The organism is Kribbella sp. NPDC051137 (genome assembly GCF_040682535.1).
GTDB classification, from domain to species: domain Bacteria; phylum Actinomycetota; class Actinomycetes; order Propionibacteriales; family Kribbellaceae; genus Kribbella; species Kribbella karoonensis.
The window spans coordinates 472,914-499,888 of sequence record NZ_JBFBBI010000004.1 but is presented as its reverse complement, the minus strand read 5'-3'; the positions used below and the strand labels follow the sequence as shown (position 1 = coordinate 499,888).

Here is a 26,975-nt window from a genome sequence, read left to right as displayed (position 1 = left end):
CACTGTGAGTAGCGGGACGACGGACGAGCAGCGCCTCCAGGACCTGGCGCGACTGCGGCGCGTGAAGGATCGGATCGACCGCGAATACGCGCAGCCGCTGGACGTCGAGGCGCTGGCCCGTGGGGCGCACATGTCCGCGGGACACCTGAGCCGCGAGTTCAAGCGCGCTTACGGAGAGTCGCCGTACGGGTACCTGATGACCCGGCGGATCGAGCGCGCGATGATGCTGCTGCGGCGCGGCGGGATGAGCGTCACCGACGTCTGCTTCGAGGTCGGCTGCCAGTCGCTCGGCACGTTCAGCACCCGGTTCACCGAGCTCGTCGGGATGCCGCCCAGCGTCTACAAGGACGCCGCGGCCGACGCCACGGTCGGGATTCCGTCGTGTGTCGCGAAACAGGTGACGCGACCGATCAGGAATCGAGAAGCTACTCCGGCGTCCGGCACGTAGCGTGACCCCCATGAGTCTGAAGATCCTGAACAGCTTTCTGCCGCACACCGATCCGGAGGAGTCGCTGAAGTTCTACCGCGACCTGCTCGGCTTCGAGGTCCGGATGGACGTCGGGTACGAGGGGATGCGGTGGATCACGGTCGGCCCGCCCGGCCAGCCGGACACCTCGATCGTGCTCACCCCGCCGGCCGTCGACCCGGGCATCACCGAGGACGAGCGGAAGACGATCTTCGAGATGATGGCCAAGGGTACGTACGCCACCGTCGTACTGCAGACCGACGACGTCGACGCGCTCTTCGACCGGCTGCAGGCCGCCGACGCCGAGGTCATCCAGGAGCCCGTCGACCAGCCGTACGGCGTCCGCGACTGCGCGTTCCGCGACCCGGCCGGGAACCACGTGCGGATCAACCAGGCCCGCTGACCACTTTGGGGGAGAACAGTATGAGTCGCGACGACCACGTTGCCGACAGCCACGACATGATCCGGGTGACCGGTGCCCGGGTGAACAACCTGAAGGACGTCAGCGTCGAGATACCGAAGCGCCGGCTGACCGCGTTCACCGGGGTGTCGGGGTCGGGCAAGAGCTCATTGGTGTTCGGCACCGTCGCGGCCGAGTCGCAACGGCTGATCAACGAGACGTACAGCGCGTTCGTGCAGGGCTTCATGCCGACGCTGGCCCGACCGGAGGTCGACGTACTGGACGGCCTGACCACCGCGATCATCGTCGACCAGGAGCGGATGGGCGCGAACCCGCGGTCCACCGTCGGTACGGCGACCGACGCGAACGCGATGCTCCGGATCCTGTTCAGCCGGATCGCCGAGCCGCACATCGGCCCGCCCACGGCGTACTCGTTCAACGTCCCGAAGCGCACCGCGACCGGCTCGCTGAGCGTGGACAAGGGCGCCGGCGAGAAGAAAGTGGTCCGCGAGCAGGTGTACGCCGGCGGTATGTGCCCGCGTTGCGAGGGCATGGGCTCGGTCACCGACTTCGACCTGACCGCGCTGTACGACGCCGAGAAGTCGCTGGCGGAGGGTGCGCTGACGATCCCGGGCTACAGCATGGAGGGCTGGTACGGGCGGATCTTCCGCGGCTCCGGCTTCTTCAACATGGACAAGCCGATCAAGAAGTACACCAAGAAGGAACTGCACGACCTGCTCCACCGGGAGCCGACCAAGATCAAGGTCGAGGGCATCAACCTCACCTACAACGGGATCATCCCGGCGATCCAGCGGTCGTTCCTGTCCAAGGACGTGGATGCGATGCAGCCGCACATCCGCGCCTTCGTGGAGCGCGCGGTGACCTTCACGACCTGCCCGGACTGCGGCGGCACCCGGCTCGGCGAGGAGGCCCGGTCGTCGAAGATCGACGGGCTGAACATCGCGGACCTGACCGCGATGCAGATCACCGACCTGGCCGCCTGGGTGCGGAAGCTGAAGGCGCCGTCGGTCGCACCGTTGCTGAAGGCGCTCGGCGAGGCGCTGCAGGCGTTCGTCGACATCGGCCTCGGGTACCTGTCGCTCGACCGCCCGGCCGGCACGCTGTCCGGCGGCGAGGCGCAGCGGACGAAGATGATCCGGCACCTCGGGTCGTCGCTGACCGACGTCACGTACGTCTTCGACGAGCCGACCATCGGGCTGCACCCGCACGACATCCAGCGAATGAACGAGCTCCTGCTGCAGTTGCGCGACAAGGGCAACACCGTCCTGGTCGTGGAGCACAAGCCGGAGACGATCGCGATCGCCGACCACGTGATCGACCTCGGGCCGGGCGCGGGTTCCGGCGGCGGTGAGGTGGTGTTCGAGGGGACCGTCGAGAAGCTGCGGACCAGCGGCACGCTGACCGGACGGCACCTCGACGACCGGGCGTCGCTGAAGGACTCGGTCCGGACGGCGTCGTCGGCGCTGGAGGTCCGCGGCGCCTCGCTGAACAACCTGCAGGACGTCGACGTCGACGTACCGCTCGGTGTGCTGACGGTCGTGACCGGAGTCGCCGGATCCGGGAAGAGCTCGCTGATCCACGGGTCGATCGCGGACCGGGACGGCGTGGTGGCGATCGACCAGGGCGCGATCCGCGGCTCGCGGCGGTCGAATCCGGCGACGTACACCGGTCTGCTGGAGCCGATCCGGAAGGCGTTCGCGAAGGCGAACGGGGTGAAGCCGGCGCTGTTCAGCGCGAACTCCGAGGGTGCCTGCCCGGCCTGCAAGGGCGCGGGCGTGATCTACACCGAGCTGGGTGTGATGGCGACCGTCGAGACGCCGTGCGAGGAGTGCGAGGGGCGGCGCTTCCAGGCGGCGGTCCTGGAGTACACGTTCGGCGGGAAGAACATCGCCGACGTCCTGGCGATGCCGGTGTCGGAGGCGTTGCCGTTCTTCGCCGACGGCGACGCGCGGACGCCGGCCGCGGAGAAGATCCTGGAACGGCTCGCGGACGTCGGGCTCGGGTACCTGTCCCTCGGGCAGCCGCTGACCACCCTGTCCGGCGGTGAACGCCAACGGCTGAAGCTGGCCACGCACATGGGGGAGAAGGGTGGCATCTACGTCCTCGACGAGCCCACCACCGGCCTGCACCTCGCCGACGTCGAGCAGCTCCTCGGCCTGCTCGACCGGCTCGTCGACTCCGGCAAGTCCGTCATCGTGATCGAGCACCACCAGGCCGTGATGGCACACGCCGACTGGATCATCGACCTGGGCCCCGGCGCCGGCCACGACGGCGGCAAGATCGTCTTCGAAGGCACCCCCGCCGACCTGATCAAGAAGCCGAAGACCCTGACCGGCAAGCACTTGGCAGAGTACGTCGCCTAGCCGGAAGCTGCTGCGCGCTCGAGCCGGGTGATCCCCTCGACCCGCCGCTCGCGCAGCAGCTCACCGCCCAACGTGTACGCCGCACCCGCGGCGGCCGACCGTCCCGCGTGTTCGACGATCGCGTCCACCAGCGTGGCCGCCATCCCGAGCCGCGGGTATTCGGCATGGAGCTCCGACGCCTCATCTGCTCCGAAGTCTGCTCCGAAGTCGGCCGCGATGCCGGCGCGCGTGAGGTAGGCCAACACCCCACGCCGCTCGGCGATGCCGCCCGACGTGTGCAGCGCGATCGCCTCCCACACCCGCTCGGTCGCGCCCTCGTCGACGCCGTGCTCCCGCAGCAGCCCCGCGGCCAGATCAGCGCCTTCCACCTCGAACCGCGCCACCCCCTGCGCGAGCTTCCCGGTTCCGAGGTCATGCATGACGGTCGCGGCGTACAAGAGGTCCCGGTCGTACGACAGGCCCTCACGCGCGCCGATCAGGTCGGCGAGGAAGAACGACCGCACGCTGTGGTCGGCGATCGCGCGCACCTCCGACGTGCGGACGATGGTCAGGATCGCCTCGGCCAGCGGGCCGGTCGGCAGGCTCAGGTCCATACCGGCACGGTACGGCGCAGACGGTCGGACGACAGCCGGTCCGTAGGTCAGATACCGGCAAGATCTCGCCCAAGATCTCGCCCGAACCGGTCAGGAATCGAGAAGCAGCCGAGGGTGGTCCGGAAATAGCGTTGGCGGTGTTGGAAGACCACTGAACTGGAGATGACGAAATGACCACCACACAAGGCGTCCAGACGATCCTGCACCCGGTGACGGACCTCGAGAAGGCGAAGCCGGTGTACGCCGCCCTGCTCGGTGTCGAGCCGGTCGCGGACTCGCCGTACTACGTCGGGTTCGAGGCCGCCGGCCAGCAGATCGGGCTGGTGCCGAACAGCGACATGACCGCGCCGGTCGCGCACTGGCACGTGACCGACATCGAGGACCGGATCAAGGCGATCGTCGAGGCCGGCGGCACCCTGAAGTCGCCGCCGAAGGACGTCTCGAACGGCCGCCTGGTCGCGCTCGTGACGGACCCCGACGGGAACGTCCTCGGGCTGCTCCAGGACCCGTCCTGACCATGTGCAACCTCCCTCCGGAGGTTCGCGCCGCGCTGTACGGCGATCGCCGCGAGGCCGACGTACCGCGTGATCCGGCGGAAATGCCGATGCCCGTCGAGGAACCCGTGGGGCATCATCTGCTGCATGACTGAGCGCAGCTACGTCCGCCTGCAGGCCGGTTACCGCGGCCGGCTGGGCATCGAGGTCGGCCTGTTCGTCGCGGTGGACCACCTGCGGCGGGCGGGCCGGCTGACGGCGGCCGAGGAAGCGCAGTACCTCGACATCGACGACTGGTTCCTCGCCGAGCTGCCGAACCCGGACTTCTATGCCGACGGCAACAGTGCCGGCGCGGTGACCTGGTTCAAGGAGCCGGTCCCCGCGCCGATGCAGGAACGGGCCGACGCGTTGTGCGCGATCCTGACCGCGCACGACGTCGCCTGGGAACGGGTGACCTCGACCGACCCGGGGACCGTGGTGTACGAGGACGAGTTCCAGGTCGGGGTGGTTCCGTACGTCCGCGGCGAACCGACACCACTACCGGCCGGAACGACGCTGACGCCGACCTCAGGCGGATCCAAGCGCGCCGTCGCCGCTTCACCGGTGCGGCACGTGCTCTTCGACGCGGACGGCGTACTGCAGGACCTCCCGGGCGGCTGGTACACCGCGATGGAGCCGTACCTCGGCGACCGTGCGAAGGAGTTCCTGCACGAGACCTGGTCCGACGAACTGCCGATGCTCGCCGGACGGGGCGACTACCTCCCGATCCTCGCGGAATCGCTCGAACGGTACGGCGTACGCACGCCCGTGACCGAGGTGTACGACGCCGTCTGGAAGAACATCGTGCTGATCGAGGAGTCGCTCGCCATCGTCCGGGCGCTCCGCCGCAACGGGTACGGCGTACACCTGGGGACGAACCAGGAGAAGTACCGGGGCGCGCACATGCGCACGGTGCTCGGGTACGACGAGCTGTTCGACGTCAGCTGCTACTCGTACGACCTCGGTGTGGCGAAACCCGACCCGGCGTTCTTCACCCACGCCGCCGAGCGGATCGGCGCCGACCCGGACACGATCCTCTTCGTCGACGACACCGCGAAAAACATCACCGGCGCCCGCACCGCCGGCCTCCGCGCCGTCCACTGGGACTTCACCCAGGGCCACGACACCCTGCACACCCTCTTCGACCAACACGGCGTCGACGCCCGAATCACCGCCTGAGGCGCGGTCTGGGCGAGACCGATCGTTCTGTCTGGTAGTGTGGGAGGCAGTACACGGGCCAGAAAGGGAAGTGGATGTCGGAAGCGCGGATGCGGCTGCTCAGCACGGCGACCGGACTCTTCTACGCCGAAGGGATCCACGCCGTCGGCGTGGACCGGGTGATCGCCGAGGCTCAGGTCACGCGTGCGACGCTGTACCGGCATTTCCCGAGCAAGGACGACCTGACCGTCGCGTACCTGACCGCAGCCGACGAGGCGATCCGCGCCCGGGTGGAGAACGCCCGTGACGCCAAGTCGACTGCCGACGACGTGATCCGGGAAGTCGCGAAGTCGATCACCGACGACATCAACAGCCGGGGCTTCCGCGGCTGCGCGTTCCTGAACGCCGCCGCGGAGTACCCCGACCCCGCGCACCCCGTCCACCAGGCCGTCCTCAGGCACCGCGACTGGTTCCTCACCACGATGACCGAGCTCTTCACCGCCACCGGCAAGCCCGACTCCGAGCCCGCCGCCCGGCACTTCGTGATGCTCCGCGACGGCGCCATGACCGCGGGCTGCCTCAGCGACCCCGACCCCATCTGCGAAACCTTCCATCGCGGCGTCGACGGCCTCCTCACATATCGCAGCCGCAACGCCTGAGTCCTGCTTGGATAGGCGGCATGGACCTGAGATTTCCGCGGCCGCTGCGCACCGGCGACCGGATCGGCGTCACCTCGCCGTCGGCAGGTGTGGGGAAGCGCGCCGAACCCCGCATCGAGTTCTGCGTCAACTGGCTCCGCGACCGCGGGTACGACGTTGTTGTCGGCGACTGCATGAGTGCCGACCACTGGGTCTCCGCACCGAAGGAGCAGCGGGCGGCCGAGCTCACCGCGATGCTCGTCGACCCGGCCGTCCGCGCGATCGTCCCGCCCTGGGGCGGCGCCGGGACCGCGCTGGATCTTCTGGACCAGCTCGACTACGACGCGATCGCCGCGGCGGACCCGACCTGGGTGATCGGCTACTCCGACTCGTCGACCTGGATGGTCCCGCTCACCCTGCGCGCCGGCCTGCCGACGCTGCACGGCGACAACCTGGCGGACACGCCGTACGAAACGCCTGAAGGTCTGACGCACTGGCTCGACCTCGCCGCCGCGACCGGCCCGGTCGTGCAGCGTGACAGCCGGCTTCGGGCGACCTGGCAGCCGCTCACCACCGCGACCGCGACGACCTGGAAGGATCCGCAATCCGCCAGCTGGCACCTGCACGGCGCAGCTGAGCTCGACGTCACGGGCACCCTGATCGGGGGCTGCATCGAGGTGATGGCCGGCATCGCGGGCACGCCGTACGGCGACGTCCGCACGTTCGGCGCCGACCACGGCGACCTGATCGTCTATCTGGAGGCCGCGGACGAGGAGGCGTTCGGGATCTGCCGGTATCTGCACCAACTGCGGTACGCCGGCTGGTTCGACCACGCGGCCGCGATCCTGATCGGACGCACGAACGCGCCGGCGTCCGAAGACGACGGAGGACTGACGCAGGACGGGGCGGTACTGGACGCGCTCGGCGGCCTCGGCATCCCGATCGTGTTCGACCTCGAGATCGGGCACGTCCCGCCGCATCTGCCGCTGCTCAACGGCGCAACCGCACGCGTGACCGTACGCGGCGACCTCCACGAGATCGCTCAGACCTGGCCGCAGCCGGGTTGACCTTGACCTTAGGGGAATGGCGAGGGTCGGCGTCAGGCGCATCCGGCGCCGCACTCGAGAGGATGGGACCCACGTGCTGAGCATCGGCGAGTTCGCGCGGGCGAGCGGGCTGACCCCCAAGGCGCTCCGCTTGTACGACGAACTCGACCTGCTGACGCCCGCCGCGGTCGATCAGCACAACGGCTACCGGTACTACACCGACGACCAGGTCGAACAGGCTCGCCTGGTGGCCCGGCTCCGGTCGGCCGCCGTACCGCTGCCGCGGATCGCCGCGATCATCCGGGCGGCCACTCCGCAGGACGCCGCCGACGAGGTGCTGTCGTACTGGCGCCACGTCGAGGCGGACCGGGCCGCGGCCCGCGAGGTCATCACTTCTCTCGTTGCCCTCCTCAAAGGACAGGACAACTCCATGGCATCACCCGACGCACTCAACATCACCCTCGGCGAACTGATCGCCGGCCTGTACGAGGACCACCCGGACGCGGACGACCTCACCCGGATCGCCGAGGCCCGCCGCCGGGCCCGCGCGCTCACCGACCTCGGCGAGCAGCTCGTCGACCACTACGTCAGCGAGGCCAAGCTCGGCGGCGCGTCGTGGAGCGAGATCGGCGACGCGCTGGGTGTGTCCGGTAAGAGCGCCGAGCGGTCGCGCACGTCCGACGTCTTCGCTCGGTACACCAACTTGAACCGGCACTGCATCGTCCTCGCCCAGGAGGCCGCCCGCACCCACAAGCACGACCTGATCGGCACCGAGCACCTCCTGCTCGGCCTGCTGTCGGAGCCCAGAGGACTGGCGTACGACGTACTCACGGCGCAGGGCACCTCCGAGCAGCAGGTCCGCGAGGCGGTCGAGGCGGCACTGCCGGCCCCGGGGGAGAAGGCGCTGCCGGGCCACATCGCGTTCGGCCCGGACAGCAAGGAGGCCATCAAGGAGACGCTCCGCGCGGCGAGCGAACTCGGGCACGACTGGGTCGGTACCGAACACACGCTGCTCGGGCTGATCCGCGTCGAGGACAGCGGCGCGGCGCGGATCCTGCGCGGTCTCGGCTTCACGCCGGACACTCTGCACGCGACGATCAAGTCCGAGATCGCCGCGCGGCTCGCGGAGTAGTTGCTCAGGACAACGGCAGCAGCGCCTGGCAGGCGTCGACGTTGTGCAGGTCGATGTCGGTCCGGCGACGCTCCTCCCAGGTCTTCCGGCTCAGCCGCCAGCGGTTGAGCCGGGCGGGCTCGCCGCGCCGCGTGGCCCAGTCGAACCCGTCGGGCTCGTACCCGAGCGCCCGTGAGATCGCGTTCGACCCCAGGTTGTCGACGAACGCGTCGCTGCTCGCCTCCTTCGCGCCGAGCCCCTCGAACGCGAGGTGCAGGATCGCCTGCCGCATCTCCTTGCCGAGGCCGCGCCCGCGGTGGTCGGCGGACAGCCAGGAGAACGACGTGACGGTTCCGAAGGTGGCGAAGCTGACGCCGATGACGTCCTGCATACCGACCGGTTCGCCGTTGACGACGACCACGAAGTTGAGCCGCCACCTGTCGGCGTCGACGTTCCCGCGGGCACGCCACATCGAGCGCAACCACTTGGCCACGCGGAGGTCCGGGTCGTCCTCGTGGAACGAGATCGGGTCGTCGTAGGGCGACGGATCGGCGTTCATCTTGCCCGCGTGCACGACAGGCGCGAGCTGGTCGAGCAGCTCGTCCGTGGCGGCACGCAGCTCGAGGAGCGGCGTACTGACACGCAGATCAAGGAGGGGATAACTCAGCATCACAGTGCACCCTAGTGGTTGAAGGCGGGGAACAGGCGTGGCGGGGGATGGGCCGCGTCGGTCCAGCGAGCCGTCATCGCGGCGGCGAGCTCGCGGGACCACCGCGCCAGCGCCGGCAGGACGCCGGCGCGCTCGGCGAGCTGGTCGAACACGCCGATCTGCTGGACGATCTGACCCCGCCGGCGCCAGCTGTCGTGGGCCGACTGGTCGCCTCGGGCAACGAGTGGCAGCCGGACCACTCGGCTGGCGAGGGCTGCCGCCGCACCGACCGCGACCGCCTGGTCAAGGCCGTCCAGCGCGACGATCCTGCGGTAGGCATCGTCGGCGGCGCGGATGATCGCGTCCGGCAACGTGCACCAGTGTGCGCTGTAGTGGGGGAATGGATAGTGCAGGAAGGACGCGTCGAACCCCACATGGCCGAAGCGCGAGCCTTCGAAGTCGACGAGCTGCACGCCGTGGTCGGTCACCAGCGCGTTCGTCGGGTTGAGGTCGCGGTGCACGAGGGCGGCGTACGGGCCCGGCTTGTCGAACTGGGCGCGGACGAAAGCGATGTCGTCCCGCGCGGCGTGGGCGTCCGGGAGCCCCAGCTCCGCGCACGCATGCTCGACGACCGCCCAGCTGTGGATGCCTCCGGTCCCGGCCTCCGCGCCGGTCGTGACGTCGACGGGCCCGAACTCCGCGAGTGCCGACTCGTGTTCCGTACGACGGTCGCGCGTCGTGGCGTGCAGCCGCCCGATGGTCCGCGCGAAGTCCACCATCGCGGCGGCGGCGCGGTCCGGGTCGTCGCCGAGCAGGACCGTCTCCAGCGTCGGCCACGTGCCGAGATCCGACTGGACGATGACGCCGGCCTGGTCGTCGACCAGGATCACCCGGGCAGCGACGTCACTGACCTCGGCCGTACGCAAGCCGGCAACCTCACGCCGCAGGTACGCCGGCCCGCCGTGCCCCTCGCCGTCCACGCGTCGGGTCTTCACGATGACGGGCTCGTCGCGCTCGAACACCAGCCGTGTCACCGGCGCCCACTCGTGGCCGACCTGCTGTACCTCGACCACGACCGGCCGGTGTCCCCACACGTCCGTGAGCCCTACGAGTACCGCGTCACGCCGGTCGTCCGTCAACGGATACTGCACGTCAGCGGTCCTGGTACTCGGCGAAGATCTCCTCCAGGACATGCTTCGCGCTCGCAGCCGCCGCGGCATCCTCGGGATCGTCGTACGTGGAGCGATAGGTTGCGAGTGCCTTCCACAGCGCCCAGCCGCGGCCGCGTGCCCAGGTCGGATCGTCCACCGCCAGCCGGTCCCGGAACGCCTTGCGGCCTTCGGCGTCCAGCAGCGTCCAGGCGACCGCCAGGTCGCACGCCGGATCACCGACCCCGCACGTGCCGAAGTCGATCACCGCTGACAACCGGCCGTCGTCCAGCAACAGGTTTCCCTCGGCGACGTCGCCGTGGAACCAGCGGTCCACCCGATCCCAGCGTGCCTCGAGCGAGTTCGTCCAGATCTCTCGGGCCAGCTCGACGTCGACCTGGCCGGCGAGTTCGTCGAAGGCAACCTGCGTGTTCTTGTCGTACGTGCGCAGCGTGCCACCGCGGTACCAGTTGTGGACACCCGGCTGAGGGCCGTCCGTGGCGTCGACGCGCTGCAAGGCGGCGAGGAACCCCGCCAGGTCGAGCGCAAACCGCACGGGATCGGCGATGCGGTCCGGAGCCGCGGGCACGCCGTCGAGCCACCGGTAGACCGACCACGGATGCGGGTACTCCGGCGTCGGCACACCTTGCGCCAGCGGCACCGGGATCGGCAACGGCAGTTGGGGAGCGAGCACCGGAAGCCACCGGTGCTCCTTCTCGACCGCCTGCGCGTACTCGGCCGCACTGGGCATCCGCACGACCATGTCGGTGCCCAGGTGAAACGTCCGGTTGTCCCAGCCGCCGTTGGCCACCGGCCGTACGGCGAGATCGGCCCAGCGGGGGAACTGCTCCGCGACGAGACGACGTACCTGGGCAGCCGCGACCTCGATGCGTTCCGGCACGGGACCGAGATCCGGTGTCTCACTCATCCCGACAGCATGCCCGACAACGCGCCCCCGGGCCTCCGGTTTTCTCGACATCACCGGCCGGTTGCTGTTGGATCGGGTGATGCCGAAGACCGACTACGACGAGTTCGCCGAGGCGTACTCCGCGGACAACGAGACCAATCTGCTCAACGGCCACTACGAACGCCCGGCGATGCTGAAACTCGCCGGCGACGTCGCGGGCCGCCGCATCCTCGACGTCGGCTGCGGCTCCGGCCCGCTGTCAGCCGCGCTCCGCGACAAGGGCGCGATCATGACCGGCTTCGACCAGAGCACCGCGATGCTCGAACTGGCCCGCCGGCGCCTCGGCGACGACGTCGACCTGACCGCCGGCGACCTTGCCGAGCCGCTCCCGTACGAGGACGCGGCCTTCGACGACGTCGTGGCGTCGCTGGTGCTGCACTACCTCGAGGACTGGGCCAAGCCGCTCGCCGAACTGCGCCGTGTCCTGAAGCCGGGCGGCCGCCTGCTCCTGTCGGTGAACCACCCCATCCTGTACCAAGCCCTGAACCCTGACGGCAGGTACTTCGACGTCGTCGAGTTCTCGTACGACGCCGAACACGCCGGCCGCACCGTCGTCTACACGAACTGGCACCGCCCGCTGCAGACCATGGTCGACGACTTCACGGCCGCCGGCTTCCGCATCGTCTCCATCACCGAGCCGCCGATAGCGCCCGACACCCCACGCGACCTGATCCCGGAAGAGCTGAAGCACGTCGAGAACCCGCGCTTCATCAGCTTCATCTTCTTCGTCCTCGAGGCCGCCTAGGTCAGACGGACGAAGACCGGCACGGGAGGTGCGCCCTCCAGCTGTGCTGTGAGCCGCGCAGCTCCGGCTGGGCAGAACGGGGTGAGCTCCGTCGCGATCGTGCGACATGCCCGCGCGACGCGACTGAGGAGACGATGGCTGAGGTGCGTGTCGCCGTCCGGGTCCTTCAGCCTCTTCCACGGCTCCGCCGCGTTGAGCAGCTGATTCGCGATGCCGACAGCGGCAACCAGGTGGGCGGTTGCTGCCCGGAAGTCCGCGGTCCCGAGGGCGGCGTCGACGTTCGACGGGAGCGCGGTGCAGGCGCTGTCGAGGCCGGCGCTGTCCCAGGTCGGCCCGACGACGGGTTCGTCGTCGGTGCACGGCTGTCCGTCGTAGTACTTGTGCAGCAGGGTCGTGGTGCGGTTGGCGAGGTTCCCGATCCCGTTGGCGAGGTCGGTGTTGTAGGCCTGGACCAGGCGTTGCGCGGTGAACTCGGTGTCGCCGAGCAGCGGCACCTCGCGGGTGATCCACCAGCGCAACGCGTCCGTACCGTAGGCGTCGACCAGGTCGACAGGATCGACGATGTTCCCGGTGCTCTTCGAGAGCTTGGTGCCGCCGACGTTGACATAGTCGTGGACGTGGATCGTGGTCGGGAGCGGCAGACCTGCCGAGAGCAGGAGGCCGATCCAGTAGACGGCATGGAAGCGGGTGATGCCCTTGCCGATCACGTGCACGCGTTCACCGTCGCCGGCCCACCAGGACTCGAACTCCTCGCTGTCGCGGTCGACACCGAGCGCGGTGACGTAGTTGGTGAGGGCGTCCCACCACACGTAGATCACCTGAGCGGGGTCTTGGGGGACAGGTATGCCCCATCCACCCGCGCGATCAGCCGGCCGCGACACGCTGAAGTCCTGCAGGCCTTGGTCGAGAAGCGCGAGTACCTCGTTGCGCTTCTGGGCCGGGTTGATCGTGAGCGCTCCGGAGGTGATCGCGTCCCTGATCTGCTCGCAGTACCTGGAGAGGCGGAAGAACCAGTTGGTCTCGGTCACCTGCTCGGGCTGTACGCCGTGCTCCGGGCAGACGCCCTCGACCAGTGAGTCCGGCTCGTAGAACTGCTCGCAGCCGACGCAGTACAGGCCTGTATAGGTGTGCCGGTAGAAGTCGCCCGCTGCTGCGCAGCGCTCCCACAGATATTCCACGCCGGGACGATGTCGCGGATCGGACGAGGTCCGGATGTAGTCGTCACAGCTGAGATCGAGAACATCCTGCAGCGCCTGGAACCTGTCGGCCGCCGTGCTGACATAGTCGGCCACCGGCTCGCCGGCTCTCCGTGCCGCGAGCACGTTCTTCAACGCGTGGTCGTCAGTACCCGACAGAAACCGGACCGGCTGGCCCCGAAGCCTCCGGTGACGAGCAAGCACGTCCGCCTGCACAAACTCGAGCGCATGCCCGAGATGCGGGGCAGCATTCACGTAAGGGAGTGCGGTGGTGACGTAGTACATGAGTTCCTCCTGACACAGCGGCAGGAGGCCCCACATCACGCCGAGCCCACCACCGCGGGCTCGACCGACTGCTTTTCAGCGCAAGACGACAAGGCCCACCAAGGGACCCATCATTCGCCGCACAAAAGCCATACCCCGAGACTACCGGGCCGCCCAGCTCCCGACGAACCAATTCACTGGCACCTCCCGGAAGGAACCTGCCAGGCTGCCACCTATGGCCGAGGTCGTAGTTCCGCTCACCACTCGCAATCTGACCGAGTCGGATCTGCCCGCGTGCGGCTGGTACGGCACAGCCACGGATCTCGTGTACGTAGCCGAGGCGATGTCGGCGGGATCGACTATACGAAACCACCCGGCGCGGCGACCATCTGGCAACTGTCGGTGCGGGCGGAGCTGCGATCCTGCGGGATCGGCACAGTCCTGATCGGCGAATTGGAGCAACGAGCACGCGACCACGGACTCCGCTGGGTCGAACTGGGTGTCGACGACAACAACTCACGCCCGCGCACGTTGTACGAGCGTCTGGGATACGCGCAAACCGGGCACGAGTCCGCCTCCTGGAACCAGCAGGCTCCGGACGGCTCCACGACGCGCTACGAAACCCGGATCACCCTGATGCGCAAGCAGCTGTCGTAGGCAGCTAGGTCCTGCTTCTGACATTGGTGAGATAAGTCCGGGCAACAACAGATCCCCGGCCCCCAGGGCTTGTTCACTGACCCCAGCGGCTGTGCACAGGCCAGGTCGGGCAGGTCCACCGGCTCGTCTTTGTGCACCAGATCCGCACCGTCGCGCCGGACCGGCACGGATCTCGTGCACAAAGTGACCTCGAGTAAGCCGCTGCGGGACATCTTTGTGAAGCCACCGACCGTTTTCGCCGCCGCCGCATGGTCGGTGGCTTCACAAAGTTGAGGCCGGGCGGACCCGACACCTGTCACCCGAACGAACTTCAGCCAGCCGCGCGGGACACTACCCAGCAGCCACGCGGACCGCTTCCAGGATGCTCGGCAGGGTTTCTGGGTGGGCCAGCTTCAGGTTTGTGAGGTAGCTGGGGCGGAACCAGCGGAGGTCGTCGTGTTCTTCGGGTGCTGCGTTGAAGGGTTCTCCTGCCCAGCGGGTGACGAGGAAACCGTGCATGGTGAGGACCGGGTTGTTGACCGTCATGGCGATGGGGCGAGGGTTGTCGATGTCGACGCGGATCTCCTCCCGGCACTCCCGGGCGACGGCCTCGTGGGGGAGCTCGCCGGGCTCGACGTGGCCGCCGAGGAAGCTCCAGCTGTCGGGATACGCCTCGCGCCCGGGGTGCCGATGCGCGAGCAGCACGAGGCCGTCGCGGACGAGTACAGCGGTTGCGATCTCAATCCGGGCGCCCATGCGCGGCATCCTAGGCGCGACCACCGACAAGCCACGGACATCCTGCACATCGCTCCCGCCGTCGGCGATGCTGTAGGCGTGGAGTACGTGTCCAGAGTGCCGCGACCGCCGTTGGACGGGCTGATCGACGACCTCTACTTCCTGGAGGGTACGCCGCCGTACGCCCGGCTGATGCTGCCACCGATGCCGGCCGCGCTGCTCATCGTCAACCTCGGAGAACCGTTCCGCATCCGCGCCGGTGCCGACATCGAGGCGGCCGAATACGCGGACGGCTGCGTGATCACCACGCCCACCCGCGCGCTGGAGTTCGGCTACCCACCCGGGTCGCGCTCCGTCGGCGTGCACTTCAAGCCGTGGGGGCTAGCGCCGTTCCTGCCGATGCCCGCGGCCGAGCTGTGCGACCTGCCGGTGACGGTCGAGCAGGTCTGGGGCCGGCCCGCGATCGCCGAACTGCGGGACCGGCTGGCCGCCGCGAGCGGACCGCAGGAGATGCTGACGCTCCTCGAGGAAGAGCTGATGCGACGACTGAGCGAGAGCGCCGGCCTCGGGCTGGTCCGCCATACGAGCAGCGTCATCGCGGCGGCCGGCGGGGCGGTGGCGATCGGCGACCTGAGCGTGGCCGCCGGTGTCAGCAGTACTCATCTGACCCAGCGGTTCAAGGAGCTGATCGGTGTCACGCCGAAGCGGCTGGCGCGCACGTACCGCTTCGCCGGCATCGTGTTCGCGATCGACCCGGCCGGACCGATCGACTGGGGCGAACTCGCGGGTGGCGCGGGCTACTTCGACCAGGCCCACTTCGGCCACGAGTTCCGGGCGTTCACGGGACTCACGCCGACCCGGTACGTCGAAGTCCGCCGGCGGTTCCTGCGCGAACATCCCGGCCACGTCCTGGACAGCTGGCCGCTGCCGGCCGATTGATTTCTTACAAGAACGACAGCTCGCGACACGCTAGTTTGGGGCTCCCCAAAGCAGAGGAGAGCCCCGTGGGCAAGGTGGTCATGTACAGCTCGGTGTCGGTGGACGGCTTCGTCGCGGACGAGAACGACCAGCCCGGACCGCTGTTCGACTGGCTGCTCACCGGTGATGTCCCGTTGGACGAGGGCGGCGTCCTGAAGGTGTCGCAGACGTCGTACGACTACACCCGTCCGTACTGGGACCAGATCGGGGCGACAGTCGTCGGCCGCCACGTCTTCGACATGACCGACGGCTGGGACGGAAAGCCTCCGGGTGCAGTCGAGCACGTGGTCGTCGTGACGCACCGTCCGGCGCCCGAGGGCTGGGATCCCGACGCGCCGTTTCATTTCGTCGACGGCGTGGAGGCAGCCGTCGCCAAGGCACAGGAGCTTGCGGGGGAGCGGATCGTAGAGGTCGCGGCCGGCGACGTCGGGGGACAGGTGCTTGCCGCGGGTCTGGTCGACGAGGTGCGGATGGACGTCGTACCCGTCGTGCTCGGATCCGGTAAGCGATACTTCGGTGCGGTCGACGCGCAGCACCTGCTGGAGGATCCTGGCGAGGTGGTCCAGGGCAACCGTGTGCTTCACCTGCGCTATCAGGTACGCCGTTGAGCGTCGAGCGTGTCTTCCCCGACGGCACCGCCGACGAGCGTGAGGTGCTGACCGGGTTCCTCGACTGGCAACGGGCAACCGTACGTCGAAAGGTCGACGGACTGCCGATCGAACTGGCCGATCGCGCCCTGCTGGAGACGTCCCCGCGCATGACGGTCGCCGGGGTCGTCTCGCATCTCCGGCAGACCGAGCACGACTGGTTCGCCGGCAGCTTCCCGTCCCTTGCGGACGAAACCTTCGCCCGGGACAGCGACGGAGGCTGGCGCACCGGCGGTCGCCCAATCCCCGACCTCTTGAGCCGCTACGAAGCCCGCCACCTCGGCCACCTGGACATCCTGCGCGAGAAACTCGACGGCACACGCGGCTATTGAACTGGGGACCTCATGGCTGAAGTCTGTCTTCGAGACGCAACGCCCGGCGACGCGGATGTGCTTGCGGAGCTGCATGCGCGGTCGCGGGCTGTGTACTACGGTGCCGGCGGTCATCAGGTGGCAGCGGTTCCTGACGAGAGGTACCGGGAGACGTGGCGCAGCATGGTGGCAGACGCTCGACTCACCGTCCTCGTAGCTGCCTTGGGCGAGGACATCGCCGGCGTGATCACGCTGGACCTCAACAGAGTGTTTCCGACCAATGCACCTCACGAGACCCGCGTCCGACTCGCCGGGATCTTCGTCGAGCCGTCCCAGTGGTCGAGCGGGGTTGGTAGCGCTCTGATGGCACGCTTCATCTCCATCGCACGCCAGACCGACGCCGTGGGGGAGGTAGACGTCTGGGAGCGCAACTCTCGCGCGATCCGGTTCTACGAGCGACACGGCTGGACCCGAGACGGAACTTCACGGCCAGGGCCGGCCGGCGCGGACTACGTCGGATTCGTACACCGCTGTAGCTGACGGTTGCCGCCGAGGGGGAGTGGACGCACCGAAGTTGTCGGAGGCTGCTGTCAGACTCCGGACCATGCTCCCGCCTCGCTTGCATCCCGGTGACCGCGTCCGCTTCGTGTCCCCAGCCAGCACACCCGACCGGGAGCTCGTGGCGAACGGGGTCAACCTCCTCACCGGTTGGGGCCTCGAGGTCGAGCTCGGCGACCACGTCTTCGACAGCCTGGGCTACCTGGCCGGCGCCGACGAGGACCGATTGGCCGACCTGAACGACGCCTTCCGTGACCCAGGAGTACGTGCGGTCTTCGCCACCCGCGGCGGCAAAGGCGCCTACCGTATCGCCGGCGGCCTGGACTTCGACGCCGTACGACGTGACCCGAAACCGCTGATCGGATTCAGCGACATCACGGCGTTGCACCTCGCGCTGTGGAAGGAGGTCGGCCTGGTCGGCATCCACGGTCCCTCCATGAGCTGGTACGAGCCGAACTGCGGTCCCGAGTGTGCCGAGGCCTTACGCCAGGCCCTGATGACCACCGACGAGATCGTCGTTCGCCAGGATCCGAACGAGCTGAGCGCCGCGCTGACCGAAGGCGAAGCTGCTTCTGGATTGCTGATGGGCGGCAACCTCGACACCGTTCGCGGGGCGATCGGCGTCGACCTGCCCAGCCTGAACGGCGGCATCCTCCTGATCGAGCTGAACCATGGCACAGGTCTTGGCATGGTCGACCGTCAACTGACCCAGCTGATGCGCTCGGGTCTGCTCGACGGCCTGCGCGGTGTCGCCGTCGGGCAGGTCATCGGATTCGAGGACGACGTCTGCAACGGATGGACCGTGCTTGACGTCCTGCGCGACCGTTTGTCGAAGCTCGACGTTCCGATCCTCGGCGGGCTGCCGATCGGACACGGTGCACAACCCGCCACCGTCCCACTCGGCTCCGTGGCGACAATCAACCCCACAGCAGGCACGCTCACCGTCGACCCAGGCGTCCGCTGAACGGTGAGCGACTAGGTGTCCGTCATCGCCGGTTCGTGCAAGTACGTGATGCGCTTGCCCGATGCGGTCCCGTACGCGATCTCGCGGCGGGTGGCCTCGCCGAGGTACCCACCGGGGTTCACGATGCGTACCTCGTCTGCGAGATCGATTCGGCGCAGGTGCAGCTCACCCAAGGCTTGTACGAGCGAAGAATCCAGCACCGACGCCTCGGTGGCCTCCGGTGCCAGAACGATCGCCAGGTCCAGCGTCAGGCGCGTGCGCTCGGCGGCAAACTCCTCGCTGAAACGCAGCGAACCGCACAGACAGACGATCCTCGGACGAGCAACCGGCACGTTGGACATGGACACCCTTCGAGAGCCAAGGTCGTCCAGCATCTCACGCTGCCGGCGCTCGGTTCAGTCCGGTTCGCAGAGACAGAGTTGGAGGGCCGCATCTGCGGTGAACGGTGCCCTGGACCAATCGCCGAGGCGTTCAACAAGCCGGAGACCGCCCAGCGAGAGCAGCAGGGGCAACTCCTGGGGAAAGATGCTCCTGATCTCGAGGGGCGCGACAGCGAAGTCGGCCTCGGTATCGGTCGAGAAATGCCAGCTCCCGCGAGTTACCTGCGCGGCCGCGTCATAGGTCTCCGCGACATCGACGTACACCACGCCACGATCCGGATCCACGAACGACAACGCCTCACGTCTGCGTCGAACGCCGTCAGCCTGGGCGAGCATACGCACGCTCGGGTTGAACACTTCGAAAACGAGCCGCCCTCCAGGCGCGAGGTGCCTTTTCACCGACCGGAAGCAGCCCACCAAGTCCTCAGCCTCCTGCAGATGGAGCAAGGAATTGCCGGCGATGAACACGAGGTCAAAAGTTCGACCCAGGTCGAACTCGCGCATGTCGCCCTGCACCCACTCCACCTGTACGCCGCGCTCGTCCGCCTTGCGCCGAGCTTCGGCAAGCATCTCCGGTGAGAGCTCCAGTCCCACGCACGGATGCCCGTCGGCCGCGATCGGGATCAGCTTTTGCCCAGTGCCACACCCGAGCTCCAACACACGCCCATTGCACCGATCGGCCTCGGCCCGGTAGAAACCCACGGCCCGCCCGCCACCGGGAAACAACCGGTCGTACAACCTCGCATCCGAGTAGAACTGCCCACCCATCGAGAGGCTCCTCTCACTCGCGTCGTTCAACTGGCACCGCGACGAGCCTGTTCTCGCACCCAGGCGTCGAACTGCTCGGCGTTCTCTTTCTGCTCAGGCATGCAGAAATCGAGTGCGGTCTGCAGGTCGGCCTCCAGAGCGTCACTGGGTCCCTGATCCATCCGCAGCAAGGCTCCGGCGCTCGCGAAGAAGACGCCGTGATTCGGGCGCTTCATGTAGCCGAGATCGCCGTTCCCGACCTGTTGCAGCATGCCGCCCGGCGTCAGCAGGCGATCGAGCACAGGCCACCAAGCATGCTCGAGCTGCGCAACGATGTCGGTCGCAGCGCTGACCGCAGACTCGGCATCGCGGACCTCCCACCAACCGTCTGTTCCCGCGGGCGCCTCAGCGGGATGGAGCCGTTCGCGATAGAGGCCCAAGTACTCGGTCACCGACTTCGGCATGCCGGCGCCCAGCCGCTCGCGCTGCCAGCGCAGCCAAGGCTCTGGGGCAACGGCCAGATTGACGACGCACCTGAGGCGTTCGGCGGTGCTCCACGACGAGGACTGGACATTCACGACAGCCCAGTCGCCTGAGGCGTTCGACTTCCGCCAGGTGGGCGCAGAGCCCTTGTATCCGTGGCTGCGGGCGTTAGGTCCCAACACGTTCCGCAGCGCGACCTTCAAAGCCTCTTGGGCCGTCACGGCGACACGATCTCACAGTGGGCTATCGCGCACGCCGAACGGGTTGTCCGGCCACGCTGATTGCCACGACGTACACAGGGGGGAGAAGGTCTCTCTCTGCTGTTTCAACTTGACTGATATCGACGGCTCTTGGAGTACAGAGAGTCGGGCGGCTGGAGTCAGAGCTTGCGCAACGCGGCAAGGGCCCGGTCGCGGCCGGTGCGGACCCGAGCGAGGTCCGGCTCGCCGTACCGGGCGCTGATCCGCGTCAGGCGTTCGTAGTGGGTGACGGCCAGCTCGGCGTGCTCGCGAACCCAGGCCTGCTCCTGGAGATCGGTCGGAGTCAGTGGCTGGCCGCCGATCGGCTGGTAGTGGCCGGAGGACCGACTGTACTCATCAGCCAGCCGCCGCGATTCCACGAGCCGCATCGCCCTGAGCCGTGCGAGCCGCACCAGCGCGTCCGCCGCATGCGCAACAGCCTGCTCGCCCTCCGCTCCGAGGGTGTTGTCCACCTTCGCCGGATCACCGCCGGCCGGGTCGAGCCGGTGGTACAGCTGCCAAGCCTTCTCCGCCTGATCCACCGCGGCGTACAGGTGACCGCCAACGCTGTGGATCTCGGTGAGGTCGTAGTGCAACGATGCCAGCACCTGCGCATCCTTCGACGTCAGCTCCGACGCCGCGGCGGCACGCTGGATCGCCAGCTGCGCACGCCGGTTGGCGGCCGCGGCCTCCCGCCAGTTCCCCGTCGCGACGGCGGCCTGACTACGCCGCAACTGCTTCTGTGCCACTCGCCGCCAGTTGTCGGCCGACCGCCAGATCCTCATGAACCGACGCTAACGAGTCCGGGGGGCGAGAATGTTGGGCTGTCAGGAACCGGTCTATGGTGCCGGCGAACAGCGTCACGCAGACGTCAGTTCGAGGAAGAGGAAGCAGATAAATGAGCGCCCATCCGCGGTCGGCAGGAGCTCTGGGGGAGTGTCGGCGGCCGGAGGCGGCTCGCTCACCTTCGAGATGTGGAAGCCTGCGTCGACGAAGGCGTTGAAGACGGCCTGCAGGGGACGGTGCCAATAGGTCATCCACACTGTCTGGCCGTCCATCTCGTAGTCGTCGGAGTACTGGGTGAGGGCGAAATAGTCGGCGTCCGGATGGCCCACGGCGTACACGGTGGGATGCATGGTCGCCACGACCAGCCGCCCTCCTGGTTTCAGGACCCGCCGCAACTCGGCGAGCGGCGGCGCCCAGTCCTTGATGTAGTGCAGGACGAGGGACGCAACCGCTAGGTCGAATTCGCTGTCGCCGTACGGCAGTTGTGCGGCGAGGTCTGCAACTCTGAGGTCCACGTCGTCGCCCAAGCGTTGCCGGGCCAGATCGATCATCGCGGCGCTACCGTCGAAGCCCGAGACGTCCGCACCTCTGTCCTGCAGTTGCTTGCTCAACGGGCCGGCGCCGCATCCGACATCGAGCACCCGGAGGCCTGACACGTCGCCCGAGAGGCGAAGCAGTTCTGGCCGCGCGTAGTAGGCGTTGTAAAGGTTGCGGTCGTTTGCTGAGGAGTACGCGAGAGCGAACGCGTCGTACTGATCGGGCTCGGGGTCCTGTCTGGAAGACATGGAAAGTTCCTACCATCCGGTCCGGTTCGTTTGACCGGACCGTAGAACCGAGCCCGACGGAGATGCTGAGACGGGGGAGCGGGCGCCCGGAGTTCTACGCACGATCACCCGAAGATCCGAATGTGGAAGGGTATGACTTGTGATGGACGAAGTGGTCGAACGGCTCGCTGTCATTCCCGGCGTCGTAGCTGTCGTGCTGGGTGGAAGCCGAGCCCGTGGCGAGCAGCGTCCCGACAGCGACACAGATCTCGGAATCTACTACCGTGGTCGCCTGGATATCGATCAGCTCCGCGAACTGGCGGCCGAGGTCGCCTCGAAACACCAGGTGTTCGGCTTGGGCGACTGGGGACCATGGGTGGACGGCGGCGCCTGGCTCACGATCGGCGGGCACGCTGTCGATTGGATCTACCGGGACCTCGATCGAGTGAACGGTGTGTGGGACGAGTGCCGTGCAGGTCGCTTCACGGTCGAACGTCAGGTCGGGCATCCGCTCGGCTTCTACAGCCACACCTACGCCGGCGAAGTCGCGCTGTGCCAGACACTCGCCGATCCGACGGGTGAATTCACCAAGCTGCAGGTAGCCACTCGGCAGTACCCCGGCCCACTGGGCGACGCGCTGGTTGAGGCGCTGTGGGAGGCACAGTTCTCGATCGTCGGCGCTCGGAAGGCGCCACACGACAGGGTCTACGTCGCAGGATGCCTGTTCCGCGCGATCGGCGTGATGGCTCAGGCGCTGCATGGCCACGCGCATCGATGGACAGTCAACGAGAAAGGAATCGTCGCCTCCGCCGCAAGGTTGCCGCAGGCACCAGCTGGGTTCGAGGCGTTGGCAGAACGCGCCGTGATCGACATCGAGGCCGCAGGACGCCTCCTCGAAGCCGTACGTACTGCAACCTCCCGTTGAACAACTGACAGAGACCGTCTCCGCGACTTCCGGATCCACGTGCAACGACGCGTCACGTCTGCCTTCTGCGCCATTAGGCCGCGGAGAGCCCCAGCTGGAAGGTCAGTCGTCAGGACGGGTGTACGCCGGTGACGGTGCCGTCGGACTTGGTGGTGTAGAGCCCTTTGGACAGGTCGACCAGGATGAGCATGTTGCCAAACGGGTCCTGTACGACGGCGACCCGACCGACCGGGATGTCTGTTGAGTCTGAGATGACGGTGCCGCCGGCCGCGACGAAGGTGGCGATCGCGGACGGGACGTCGTTGACGAGCCAGTTGGGTTCGTAGCGGTTGCCGGTCGTCAGGACGAGTTCGCTGTCCCCGTCCGGCAGTTCCAGACCGGCTTGGCCGATGGCGTCGTTGCGCCACTTCAGGCGGTGCCTCAAGGACTCGGTGTAGAACCGAAGACCGTCGTCCAGGGTGGGCACGGGAACCTGCACTGCGTCGACTCGTTGGAGGAGGCCACTGATCATTGGTTCAGCTTCCCTCACCTGACCAGCATTGACACGTGAAACACCCGTGGTTTCAGCGCCGATAACGGACATTATGTCAACTAGTGGTCTGCGCAGCGCATCAAATGAGTCAGTTACGTGGCCGCGGAACCACTACCCCGCATGACCTCATCGGTCGCGTTCGGCGCTGACGATCAGGAAGTTCGGCAGCGCGACGTAGGACTCGATCGCCTCGATTCCGCTGTCTCGTGCGACCTGTGGATCAAGTCTCGGTTCGCACAGTTCAATCACGCGACACCCGAGACCGATGACCTCGTTGATGTAGGCAGACAGCGGGCGGTGAAAGTCGGGTGCATGACCCTCTGGCATCTCGTACTCATCCAGGTATCGATCAAGTTGGTAATGACCGTGATCCCGCCACGTTGGGTACAGATTCTCGAACGCCGGATGAGTAATCGAGAAGACGAACCGGCCGCCCGGCTTCAGCGCGCCGACGCACGCCGCCATCGCCGACTGCCAGGCGGGTATGGCGAGCAGCACCATGCTGCAGACCACCGCATCGAACGGCTGGCCAACCTCCGGCAACGTCGAAAGATCAGCCTGCACGAACCTGATCCCCTGACGCCGTTCCTGCTCGATCTTCTGAGCACGCGCCAGCAGTGCGGCAGCCGGCTCCACACCAACCACCTCGGCTCCGCCTCCGGCCAACAGCCGACTCAAATAGCCTTCGCCGCTGCCTGCATCGAGCACTTTCCGACCATCGACAGGCCCCAGCATCCGGAGCACATTCCCATTCATCAAGTGGCGCTTGGGAAAGTCGCCCTGATCGTCGTACGCCTCAATTGCGTCAATCGGCATCGCCGCCCACGCTGCGATCGCCTCTGAGTTGCTGATCGTGGACATTCGGTCGCACCTCTCCGACATGTAACCACCTATCGCCTCGTCCAGCCCGCTCTGCATGCGGTTTTGTCACCGCCGCCATCAGCGGACGGGAATGCGCAGGATCTTGATACGCAGAGCGTCGGCTAGTAGTCACGTATTGCATCAGGTCAATCCTCGGCGCGGGCTGTTTGCCACTACCCCGGTGTTTATACCTTGCTCGCGACCACCGTGTAGTTTTCGGCCTCGGGATCGAACGTGCTTGCTTCCGTCCGGAGTCCGACGCGATGCAGGTCCGCTTCGAGTACCTCGTGCCGGTAGGGCCAGCAGGACAGCAGTTCCGAGCGGACGAGAACCGGCCCAGCTGCATCAACTTGCGCGATCGCGATCTCGATGTGGTGCTCATCCTCCCACTGCGGCGCAATCTCCCAGCGGTACGCCACGACGGCATCGCGACCGTTCCGGCGGACGAGTCGGTCCCAGATGTCCAGCCGGGAACCTCTGGCTCTCACGAGTTCCCACGTGCGGGACGTGATTACCAAGCGCCCGCCAGGACGCAGAAGGCGTGACATCGACTCCAGAGCAGCACCCCTGCCTGTCGCGCCCACGGCATGGTGAAGGGAGTTGCCTACGCAGAACACCATGTCGAACGTGTCGTCCTCGAAATGATCGGGCAACTCTTCCCAGTTCGCGTGCACCGCCCGGACGGACGCCCCAAACTCTTCAGACAACTCTGCAGTCCGACGAACCATTGCTTCGCTGGCATCAGTTGCGACAACCTCTATGCCACGTCCGGCGAGGCCAACCGCCAACTGTCCGGTTCCGCACGAACAGTCGAGGACGCGTGCGTTCGGCGGCAGGAGGCTCAGGACGTCATCGTACGATGCGGCGAATTCGGCCGGAGGCAATTTTGCATCCGAGATGAGCCATTCGTACACCTCGGCAAGCACGTCATATTCCGTCACAACCATTACCTCCGTCACGTACCAGGCTCACGGCGGGACGCCAGTCCATCATCGGAGCAAGCCGGGTTCCAATGGTTTTCGCATGGCCCGAAGGGCGACTGGGAGAATCACGCCATGCCGCTGACGAATCCGTGGCTCGCCGTCCCCACGCCGACAGAGCCGCTCCCCCGGGCCGAACTAGAGGAGCGCATCCTGAATCTGCTGTCGTCCCAGAACGCGGAACCTACTCCGTGATCCGCGGATTCAGGTAACAGCCGGCAGCCACAGGTCCACTGCGGCGGCGGTGACTGGAAAACCGGCTGAACCTGTGCGCATCGCGTCCTAGGGTTCGGATTGATGACCGACCTCTTCACGTCGCTGCCCGATGCACGTACGACGGCGCCGTCAGCGTCTGCCGATCCGGCTCGGCGGGTTGATTGGCGACGGCTTCGTGGGCCGGGCTCCACGTTGGCGCTCGCGGCCGCCGGGGTCGCGTCGCTGGGGTCCACGCTGGGCAGCGTGGTGGCCGGGCATCTGGCGGCACGGCCGAGTTGGCGGCTGGTTGGGCTGTTGATGGTGTGTCTGGTCGGCGGGGCCGTGATCAACAGCTTTGGCAAGGTCGTCTGGGTGGGTGTTTCCGATCGGGTTGAGGGTCGGCTTCGGGAGGACGTACTCCAGGCCGCTCTGCAACAGCCGCTGGCCGCGCTCAACGAACAGGCCGTCGGCGAGATCCTGGACCGGGTCGACGACGACTCCCACGAGGTCGGCAACCTGCTGCGTTCGCAGCTGTGGATGCTGGCGGGAACCCTGCTCGGGACGATCCCGATGTGGATCGTCGCCGCGGTGACCTGGTGGCCGGCCGTTGTGCTGTTTCCGGTGCTGGCCGTGGTCACCTGGCTCGCCATTCACAAACTCCTCGCCGAGATCGCCAGCCGGACCGTCGTCGAGGAGATGGCCTGGACCGATCACGCCGCCGCCCTCGAGGAAGGCATCGCCGGCCGCGACGATCTCCGGACGAGTCTGGGCCAAGCCCACGTCGTGGCCCGGGTGGCCCGGCTCTCGGCTGCGGTGCACGAGAAGTTCAACGCGAGAGTCACCGTGTACAGCCGGCTCGCCCGTCGGGCCGGTGTGCTGTTGCACGGCCTGCTGGCAGCGATTGGCGTCGCCGGGATCGCCCTTGCCATCGACAACCATCTCACCGTGGCACGGTTGGTGACCCTGTTCCTGGTCACCTCGACCTTCGTCGGGCAGATCGCGGCGGTCGCCAACAACCTGCCTGATCTCCAGGCTGGGCTCGGCGCCATTACGCGGCTGCGGCAGATGCTCGCCGCCGAACCCGAGCCGGAAGGCGGGTCCGAGCTGCCGTCGGACGGCCCGATGGACCTGGAGATCCGCGACCTGAACTTCTCGTACGCCGAAGGCACCTTCGCACTCCGCGACATCAACCTGCGCGTACCGGACGGTCAGACCATCGCTCTGGTCGGACGCACCGGCTCGGGCAAGTCGACGCTGGCCTCACTGATCTCGCGCGCCGCCGAACCGCCGCCTGGCAGCGTGTTCCTGGCCGGTCACGATGTCGGCGATCTCGATCTGCGAAAGCTGCGCGCGGCGGTCGGTGTGGTCACCCAGCGGACGGAGATCCTGGCCGGCAGCCTCGCCGACAACATCGCGCTGTTCAACGACGAGCTGCCCAGGCCGGTCATCGAGGCAGCCGTCGTGGAACTCGGGCTCGGCGACTGGGTCGCGGGCCTGCCCGACGGCCTGGACACACTGCTCGGCCCAGGTGGCACCTCGTTGTCCGCGGGCGAGGAACAGTTGGTCGCGTTCGCCCGGCTGCTGGTCCGCGACGTCCGAGTGGTGATCCTGGACGAGGCGACCGCGCGGATGGATCCGCTGACCGAGCGGCTGGTGATCGCCGCCTCGGACCGGCTGCTCTCCGGGCGTACCGGTGTCCTGATCGCCCACCGGCTCCCGACGATCACTCGAGCGCCGCTGGTGGCAGTCCTCGACCGCGGCCGGATCGTCCAGCAAGGAGTCCGTGCCGGGCTGGCCGTCTCCCCCGGCCCGTTCCGGGAACTCTTGCAAGCCGGCGATTCCGGCCCGACGTACGACGGTCACCACGAGCCGGACCCGAACCGAACGCCCGATCCCCCGGCTGCTCCGCCGGCTGCTCCCCCGTCCGATTCCCCGACCGATCCGCCGACCGATCCC

General features: G+C 67.6%; 32 protein-coding genes. 18 read left to right on the top strand and 14 right to left on the bottom strand.

Features of this window, described 5'->3' with window-relative positions; genetic code table 11:
* Positions 1-4: 4 nt before the first annotated feature.
* Genes AB0M51_RS23620 through AB0M51_RS23610 form a run of 3 tightly spaced genes read left to right on the top strand, consistent with a single transcriptional unit; the run spans position 5 to position 3,250 of the window.
* Entirely contained in the window at positions 5-448 is a 444-nt protein-coding gene (locus AB0M51_RS23620; RefSeq protein ID WP_344195373.1) for a helix-turn-helix transcriptional regulator, read from the top strand.
* Positions 449-458: 10 nt separating this feature from the next.
* Positions 459-869, top strand: a complete 411-nt coding sequence (locus AB0M51_RS23615; protein ID WP_344195375.1) for a VOC family protein — start codon at positions 459-461, stop codon at positions 867-869.
* A gap of 20 nt (positions 870-889) precedes the next feature.
* Complete coding sequence (locus AB0M51_RS23610; RefSeq protein ID WP_344195377.1) at positions 890-3,250, top strand: excinuclease ABC subunit UvrA; 2,361 nt, start codon at positions 890-892, stop codon at positions 3,248-3,250.
* Here AB0M51_RS23610 and AB0M51_RS23605 read toward each other — a convergent pair.
* Positions 3,247-3,843, bottom strand: a complete 597-nt coding sequence (locus tag AB0M51_RS23605; RefSeq protein WP_344195379.1) for an HD domain-containing protein — start codon at positions 3,841-3,843, stop codon at positions 3,247-3,249. The two genes, AB0M51_RS23610 and AB0M51_RS23605, sit on opposite strands and share 4 nt — an antisense overlap.
* A 170-nt stretch (positions 3,844-4,013) precedes the next feature.
* Here AB0M51_RS23605 and AB0M51_RS23600 point away from each other — a divergent pair, with 170 nt between their 5' ends.
* The 6 genes from AB0M51_RS23600 to AB0M51_RS23575 all read left to right on the top strand — a co-directional run bounded on the left by AB0M51_RS23600 (position 4,014) and on the right by AB0M51_RS23575 (position 8,350).
* Entirely contained in the window at positions 4,014-4,358 is a 345-nt protein-coding gene (locus AB0M51_RS23600; RefSeq protein WP_344195381.1) for a VOC family protein, read from the top strand.
* A 2-nt stretch (positions 4,359-4,360) separates the two neighbouring features.
* Positions 4,361-4,492 (top strand): hypothetical protein, encoded by a 132-nt coding sequence (locus tag AB0M51_RS23595; RefSeq protein ID WP_344195383.1) that lies wholly within the window; start codon positions 4,361-4,363, stop codon positions 4,490-4,492.
* Entirely contained in the window at positions 4,485-5,555 is a 1,071-nt protein-coding gene (locus AB0M51_RS23590) for an HAD-IA family hydrolase (protein ID WP_344195385.1), read from the top strand. Before AB0M51_RS23595 ends, AB0M51_RS23590 begins: the two co-directional genes overlap by 8 nt.
* A gap of 74 nt (positions 5,556-5,629) precedes the next feature.
* Complete coding sequence (locus AB0M51_RS23585; RefSeq protein ID WP_344195387.1) at positions 5,630-6,193, top strand: TetR/AcrR family transcriptional regulator; 564 nt, start codon at positions 5,630-5,632, stop codon at positions 6,191-6,193.
* 20 nt (positions 6,194-6,213) lie between these two features.
* Positions 6,214-7,239, top strand: a complete 1,026-nt coding sequence (locus tag AB0M51_RS23580) for a S66 peptidase family protein (RefSeq protein WP_344195389.1) — start codon at positions 6,214-6,216, stop codon at positions 7,237-7,239.
* Between the two features lie 73 nt (positions 7,240-7,312).
* The gene (locus AB0M51_RS23575; RefSeq protein WP_344195391.1) at positions 7,313-8,350 is read left to right on the top strand and encodes a Clp protease N-terminal domain-containing protein; all 1,038 of its coding nucleotides are present in this window, start codon (positions 7,313-7,315) and stop codon (positions 8,348-8,350) included.
* 4 nt (positions 8,351-8,354) lie between these two features.
* On the opposite strand, the gene AB0M51_RS23570 is transcribed toward AB0M51_RS23575, so the two are convergent.
* Genes AB0M51_RS23570 through AB0M51_RS23560 form a run of 3 tightly spaced genes read right to left on the bottom strand, consistent with a single transcriptional unit; the run spans position 8,355 to position 11,054 of the window.
* On the bottom strand, positions 8,355-8,999 hold the full coding sequence (locus AB0M51_RS23570) for a GNAT family protein (protein ID WP_344195393.1): 645 nt from the start codon (positions 8,997-8,999) through the stop codon (positions 8,355-8,357).
* Between the two features lie 11 nt (positions 9,000-9,010).
* Complete coding sequence (locus tag AB0M51_RS23565; RefSeq protein WP_344195395.1) at positions 9,011-10,129, bottom strand: hypothetical protein; 1,119 nt, start codon at positions 10,127-10,129, stop codon at positions 9,011-9,013.
* Between the two features lies 1 nt (position 10,130).
* Positions 10,131-11,054: an aminoglycoside phosphotransferase family protein gene (locus tag AB0M51_RS23560; protein ID WP_344195397.1), complete on the bottom strand. Its 924-nt coding sequence runs from the start codon at positions 11,052-11,054 to the stop codon at positions 10,131-10,133.
* 79 nt (positions 11,055-11,133) lie between these two features.
* Here AB0M51_RS23560 and AB0M51_RS23555 point away from each other — a divergent pair, with 79 nt between their 5' ends.
* Positions 11,134-11,838 carry a methyltransferase domain-containing protein gene (locus tag AB0M51_RS23555; RefSeq protein WP_344195399.1) on the top strand — a complete coding sequence of 235 codons (705 nt, stop codon included), beginning with the start codon at positions 11,134-11,136 and terminating at the stop codon, positions 11,836-11,838.
* On the opposite strand, the gene metG is transcribed toward AB0M51_RS23555, so the two are convergent.
* Positions 11,835-13,319: a methionine--tRNA ligase gene (metG, locus tag AB0M51_RS23550; RefSeq protein ID WP_344195401.1), complete on the bottom strand. Its 1,485-nt coding sequence runs from the start codon at positions 13,317-13,319 to the stop codon at positions 11,835-11,837. The two genes, AB0M51_RS23555 and metG, sit on opposite strands and share 4 nt — an antisense overlap.
* A 381-nt stretch (positions 13,320-13,700) precedes the next feature.
* On the opposite strand from metG, the gene AB0M51_RS23545 reads away from it, so the two are divergent.
* Positions 13,701-13,955, top strand: a complete 255-nt coding sequence (locus tag AB0M51_RS23545; RefSeq protein ID WP_363750419.1) for a GNAT family N-acetyltransferase — start codon at positions 13,701-13,703, stop codon at positions 13,953-13,955.
* Between the two features lie 330 nt (positions 13,956-14,285).
* On the opposite strand, the gene AB0M51_RS23540 is transcribed toward AB0M51_RS23545, so the two are convergent.
* Entirely contained in the window at positions 14,286-14,690 is a 405-nt protein-coding gene (locus tag AB0M51_RS23540; RefSeq protein ID WP_363750417.1) for an NUDIX domain-containing protein, read from the bottom strand.
* A 78-nt stretch (positions 14,691-14,768) separates the two neighbouring features.
* Here AB0M51_RS23540 and AB0M51_RS23535 point away from each other — a divergent pair, with 78 nt between their 5' ends.
* The 5 genes from AB0M51_RS23535 to AB0M51_RS23515 all read left to right on the top strand — a co-directional run bounded on the left by AB0M51_RS23535 (position 14,769) and on the right by AB0M51_RS23515 (position 18,127).
* Entirely contained in the window at positions 14,769-15,608 is an 840-nt protein-coding gene (locus AB0M51_RS23535; protein ID WP_363750415.1) for a helix-turn-helix domain-containing protein, read from the top strand.
* Positions 15,609-15,673: 65 nt separating this feature from the next.
* Entirely contained in the window at positions 15,674-16,255 is a 582-nt protein-coding gene (locus AB0M51_RS23530) for a dihydrofolate reductase family protein (protein WP_363750411.1), read from the top strand.
* Positions 16,252-16,626 carry a DUF664 domain-containing protein gene (locus tag AB0M51_RS23525; RefSeq protein WP_363750409.1) on the top strand — a complete coding sequence of 125 codons (375 nt, stop codon included), beginning with the start codon at positions 16,252-16,254 and terminating at the stop codon, positions 16,624-16,626. Before AB0M51_RS23530 ends, AB0M51_RS23525 begins: the two co-directional genes overlap by 4 nt.
* Positions 16,627-16,638: 12 nt before the next feature.
* Positions 16,639-17,145, top strand: a complete 507-nt coding sequence (locus AB0M51_RS23520; RefSeq protein WP_363750407.1) for a GNAT family N-acetyltransferase — start codon at positions 16,639-16,641, stop codon at positions 17,143-17,145.
* Positions 17,146-17,209: 64 nt separating this feature from the next.
* The gene (locus tag AB0M51_RS23515; protein WP_363750405.1) at positions 17,210-18,127 is read left to right on the top strand and encodes an LD-carboxypeptidase; all 918 of its coding nucleotides are present in this window, start codon (positions 17,210-17,212) and stop codon (positions 18,125-18,127) included.
* 11 nt (positions 18,128-18,138) lie between these two features.
* On the opposite strand, the gene AB0M51_RS23510 is transcribed toward AB0M51_RS23515, so the two are convergent.
* From AB0M51_RS23510 to AB0M51_RS23490, 5 genes are all read right to left on the bottom strand, one after another.
* Positions 18,139-18,468: a hypothetical protein gene (locus tag AB0M51_RS23510; protein WP_363750403.1), complete on the bottom strand. Its 330-nt coding sequence runs from the start codon at positions 18,466-18,468 to the stop codon at positions 18,139-18,141.
* 54 nt (positions 18,469-18,522) lie between these two features.
* Positions 18,523-19,275, bottom strand: a complete 753-nt coding sequence (locus AB0M51_RS23505) for a class I SAM-dependent methyltransferase (RefSeq protein WP_363750401.1) — start codon at positions 19,273-19,275, stop codon at positions 18,523-18,525.
* Between the two features lie 26 nt (positions 19,276-19,301).
* Positions 19,302-19,958 (bottom strand): DUF4304 domain-containing protein, encoded by a 657-nt coding sequence (locus AB0M51_RS23500; RefSeq protein WP_363750399.1) that lies wholly within the window; start codon positions 19,956-19,958, stop codon positions 19,302-19,304.
* A 158-nt stretch (positions 19,959-20,116) separates the two neighbouring features.
* A complete protein-coding gene (locus tag AB0M51_RS23495) occupies positions 20,117-20,761 on the bottom strand; it encodes a hypothetical protein (RefSeq protein ID WP_363750397.1) in 645 nt (214 codons plus the stop codon).
* 75 nt (positions 20,762-20,836) lie between these two features.
* Positions 20,837-21,547, bottom strand: a complete 711-nt coding sequence (locus tag AB0M51_RS23490) for a class I SAM-dependent methyltransferase (RefSeq protein WP_344195425.1) — start codon at positions 21,545-21,547, stop codon at positions 20,837-20,839.
* A gap of 142 nt (positions 21,548-21,689) precedes the next feature.
* Between AB0M51_RS23490 and AB0M51_RS23485 the strand changes: the two genes are divergently transcribed.
* A complete protein-coding gene (locus AB0M51_RS23485) occupies positions 21,690-22,451 on the top strand; it encodes a nucleotidyltransferase domain-containing protein (RefSeq protein WP_363750395.1) in 762 nt (253 codons plus the stop codon).
* Positions 22,452-22,560: 109 nt separating this feature from the next.
* On the opposite strand, the gene AB0M51_RS23480 is transcribed toward AB0M51_RS23485, so the two are convergent.
* The 3 genes from AB0M51_RS23480 to AB0M51_RS23470 form a co-directional block, all read right to left on the bottom strand.
* Positions 22,561-22,929, bottom strand: a complete 369-nt coding sequence (locus AB0M51_RS23480; protein WP_363750393.1) for a hypothetical protein — start codon at positions 22,927-22,929, stop codon at positions 22,561-22,563.
* 180 nt (positions 22,930-23,109) lie between these two features.
* Positions 23,110-23,844, bottom strand: a complete 735-nt coding sequence (locus tag AB0M51_RS23475; protein ID WP_363750391.1) for a class I SAM-dependent methyltransferase — start codon at positions 23,842-23,844, stop codon at positions 23,110-23,112.
* A gap of 185 nt (positions 23,845-24,029) precedes the next feature.
* Entirely contained in the window at positions 24,030-24,791 is a 762-nt protein-coding gene (locus AB0M51_RS23470) for a class I SAM-dependent methyltransferase (RefSeq protein WP_363750821.1), read from the bottom strand.
* A gap of 330 nt (positions 24,792-25,121) precedes the next feature.
* On the opposite strand from AB0M51_RS23470, the gene AB0M51_RS23465 reads away from it, so the two are divergent.
* A partial coding sequence (locus AB0M51_RS23465; RefSeq protein WP_363750389.1) for an ABC transporter ATP-binding protein occupies positions 25,122-26,975 on the top strand: 1,854 nt, incomplete at its 3' end.